Consider the following 4,233-nt stretch of genomic DNA (forward strand, 5'->3'; position numbering starts at 1 on the left):
CCAGCCGCGAGAACCGCATCACGCCGAGCACCGGGCCGAACAGTTCGGTGAGATGCGTAAAACTTCCCGGTCGAATATTCCACTTGACTCCCGGCCGATACAAATTGGGGTTGTCGACGATGTGCTCGGGAATCACCAACCATGACTCGTCGTCCTCAAGCGATTTTAACCCCTGATTCAATTCCGCTTGCGGCGGTTTGATCAGCGGCCCCATCTTTGTTGACAAATCCCAACTGGATCCCACTCGGATGCTCGAGACGGCGTCGGCCAACATCTCGCGGAACGCTTTGTCGTCGAACACATCGTTTTCGAGTAACAGCAGCGACGTTGCACTACATTTTTGACCACTGTGTCCAAACGCCGACTGCACGACATGTTTTACCGCCAAATCACGATCGGCCATCGAGGTGACGATCGTGGCATTCTTGCCGCCCGTTTCCGCCAACAGATGCAGATCACTTCGCACCGAAAGCATGCGTTTCGCCGTCGAGGTGCCGCCCGTCAAAATGACCGTTTCAATCTGCGGGTTCTTGACCAGCCCTGCTTCGGCAACACCGCCCGCACACGGCAAGAACTGCAACACATCCTTGGGAACGCCGGCATCCCAGAACGCTTGACACAAATGCCAGGCCACCAGCACCGTTTCGGAGGCCGGTTTTAGCAGCACACAATTTCCAGCCGCCAGCGCCGCAGCGATCCCGCCGCAGGGAATTGCCAACGGGAAATTCCAAGGTGTGACCACCGCCACGTTTCCGCGGGGCTCGAGCTTGATTGCAGATTGGCGATGCCAATGATCGACGGTCAGCGGATAGAACTCGCAAAAATCGATCGCTTCACTGACTTCGGGATCGGCCTCGAGTACGGTTTTTCCGCCATCGGCGACCATCGTCGCGATCAAATCGCCACGTCGCTCTCGCAGATTTTGCGCAACACATCTCAATAAGTCATGACGATCTTGGAGGCTCGTTTTCCCCCACTCGCTCTGAGCCGCCGTCGCGGTTTCCACCGCCGTCTCGACGTCCGCCAACGTCGGCACCGAGTAGCGACATACGACGACCTCAGGACGCGACGGATCGGTCGACTCTCGCACCTCGCCGCTACCGGTGTCGAGGGTGTCGCAGCGATCTTTCCAATTGCGAAGTACCGATTCGATCCACTGAGCATTGTGGGGCAATGACCAATCGGTATCAGGTTCGTTGACAAACTGGGTCCAATCCTCTGCCACCACCGGTTGTTCCGGCTTCACACGGCGATCTTGCGTACGACGCGGCGAATGAGACACGGTATCGATCATCGCCAACGAATCTTTGAACCCTTGGGCAAGCATCGCAAATTCTTCGCTATCGGGCGTCAGCCGATACGTATGCCGCAAGAAGTTTTCCGGCCCCGTGTTCTCGTCCAAACGCCGAATGAGATAGCCAATCGCATTGATAAAACTATCTTGAAAACAAGCGGGTGCGTAGAGCACCATTTTATTATCACGTTCAGAGATCGCACGGCGTTGATGGTTCGCCATCCCTTCGAGCATTTCGAACTGAACGTTCGGCGTCGCGTTGCGATCGGCCGACCAAAGAAGTGCCAAGGCGACATCGAACAAGTTGTGCGACGCCACGCCAACTCGGATCACCCCTTCGGCAGCCCCATCGATCAGCACTCGCAGCATTGACTTGTAATTTGCATCGGTTTCCACTTTGGATCGATACGGAGCCTGCGGCCACCCTTGAATCGACGCATCGACCCGTTCCATTTCCAAATTCGCACCTTTGACCAAGCGAATCGTGAGCGGTTGGCCACCTTGTGCAACGCGTTGACGCGACCAATCAATCAACCGCATCATCACGTCAAACGAATCGGGCACGTAGGCTTGCAAGGCGATTCCCGCCGACACGTTCAGCATCGATTCGCGATCGAGTGCATTGCACAAAATATCCGCAGTCAAATACAGATCGCGGTACTCTTCCATGTCCAAGTAGACGAACTTACTTTGTTTCGTCACCGGGTCGGCCTTGTTCAGCGCGATCCGGTAAAGCGCCTCGAGCCGATCAGCGACTTTGTCGATCGAGTGCCGCCGGGCGATCGGCGAGATCTGGCTGTAGAGCGTCGAAATTTTGACTGACAAACATTTCAGCTCGCTCATCCGCAGCGCGTCATAACACTGATCGACCCGCCGCCGTGCTTCCTGTTCCCCCAGGATCGCCTCGCCGAGCAAGTTGACGTTCATGTGCATGCCATGGGTTTGGCGATTGCGAAGATGCTCGCCCAGCAGCTTCGGCTCCGCCGGCAGAATCACATTTGCGGTCTCACGCCGCATTTTTTCTTTGACCAACGGCACCGCGACGCCCGGCAGGTACTCGCCAAACGACTGGAATCCCTTCAACATCGCTTGTTCGACGGGACTGAAAAACCGCGGAATCCCCTGGACGTCCAAGAGATGCGTCAACTGGTCCGCCACCCGAGCGGGCGAATGGGTGCGAAATGCCTGGTCCGTCATCTCGACGAGCGTCGCCTTGTCCTCGGCGTGCCCGATCATACGATCGAGTTCGGCTTGCTGACGCCGTTCCTGAGGCGTTTGAAGTTTGCGTGCCTCTTCGAGCAATTCTGCGGCGAGCGAGACGGCTCGTTCCGCATCCGTGGTTAAATCCTGCCCCGAAACCTGAACCATTGGCGTGCATCCTGAGTGAGATTCTGAATCGCTAAATCGCATCGATTTACCTCGTAAACTTAGCGAGTTATAGCGGTTATATCGAAATCTGCCGATAAAAAGTGGACTTTCGCTTTTATCGGGGATGCAACCTTTGTGCCCGACTGGGCCCGATCGCTCGAATCGATTCCTTTATTCGGTTCCGGTAAAACCAAATAATGGGCCCCAAATCAGCAATCCCCCCCGAGATTTCGCCCGCCTCGAACGTCTTGCCGATTTTCGTTCTCGACCATTCCCCCCATCGATGCGGCAAAGCGTGCCAGATGAATCCGCTTAGCCAACCTTTCGTACTTAATCCGCTAAGCATAGAATTCGCTTCTACGCTCCCTAATTCCCCGTTTGGCCGAGATTTCATTTCCTCAGTGCCAAGCAAACCACGTGATGGAAATTCGCTAACGATGAGTGCTACCGCGACTGCTCAGCGCGTCTTCAACTTTTCCGCTGGACCTGCTGCGATGCCCCTTTCGGTACTGCAGCAATTGCAAGAGGAAATGCTGTGTCTTCCCGGCGCAGGTTGCTCGTTGATGGAAATGAGCCACCGAGACCAAGCGTTTATCGATATTTTGCACGATGCCGAAAATAGCATCCGCTCGCTGCTGAACATCAGCGACGATTACGCGGTGCTATTCCTGCAAGGGGGGGCGGCGCTTCAATTTTCGATGATTCCCGCGAATCTGATCCGCGGCACCGAAAAAACCGCTCAATATCTCCTCACCGGTGCCTGGGGCAAAAAAGCGGTCGGCGAAGCCAAAAAAGAAGGCAACGTCGAAGTCATCTACGACGCAAAAGAATCCAATTACAACCATGTCCCCGCCGCAGGCGATTACAAAGTCCGCGATGATGCCGCCTATTTGTACTACTGCAGCAACGAAACCATCCAAGGCGTTCAGTTTCAAGAAGAGCCTGAGTGCCCGACCGGCGTGCCATTGATCTGTGACGCGTCGAGCGATTTTCTGTCGCGTCCGCTGGACATCAACAAGTACGGCATGCTGTACGCCTGTGCCCAAAAGAACGCTGGCCCCGCCGGAGTCACAGTCGCCATCATCCGCCGCGATTTGGTCGACAGTGCAAAAACCGAGCTGCCGGGTTACTTGAACTACAAGAACCACGCCGAAGCCGATTCCGAATGGAACACCCCGCCGACGTTTGCCATTTACGCACTGGGCAAAGTCGCACGCTGGTTGGCCAACGACATCGGTGGCCTCGATGCGATGGCAAAACTGAACGAGCAAAAATCGCAAATGCTCTACGATGTGATCGATTCGCACAGCGAATTCTATCAAGGTCATGCGGTCGATTGCTGTCGCTCGAAGATGAACGTCACGTTCAACTTGCCCAGCGATGAACTGCTGAAAAAGTTCGTCAGCGAAGCCCAAACCCATGACTTGGCCAGCTTGAAAGGTCACCGCAGCGTCGGTGGGATTCGAGCGAGCGTTTACAACGCGATGCCGATCGAAGGCGCCGAAACCTTGGCCAAATTCATGACCGACTTTGCTAAAAAGAACGGCTAGTCTCGCAACCCGAACCGCTCC

At 55.4% G+C, this 4,233-nt stretch carries 2 protein-coding genes; one reads left to right on the top strand and one right to left on the bottom strand.

What is annotated here, in order from left to right:
- A partial coding sequence (locus ABX962_RS31575; RefSeq protein WP_372725567.1) for a proline dehydrogenase family protein occupies positions 1–2,704 on the bottom strand: 2,704 nt, incomplete at its 3' end.
- 395 nt (positions 2,705–3,099) lie between these two features.
- Between ABX962_RS31575 and serC the strand changes: the two genes are divergently transcribed.
- Positions 3,100–4,212, top strand: a complete 1,113-nt coding sequence (gene serC, locus ABX962_RS31580; RefSeq protein WP_372725569.1) for a 3-phosphoserine/phosphohydroxythreonine transaminase — start codon at positions 3,100–3,102, stop codon at positions 4,210–4,212.
- Positions 4,213–4,233 lie beyond the last annotated feature (21 nt).

Source organism: Novipirellula sp., assembly GCF_041583735.1.
GTDB lineage: Bacteria > Planctomycetota > Planctomycetia > Pirellulales > Pirellulaceae > Novipirellula.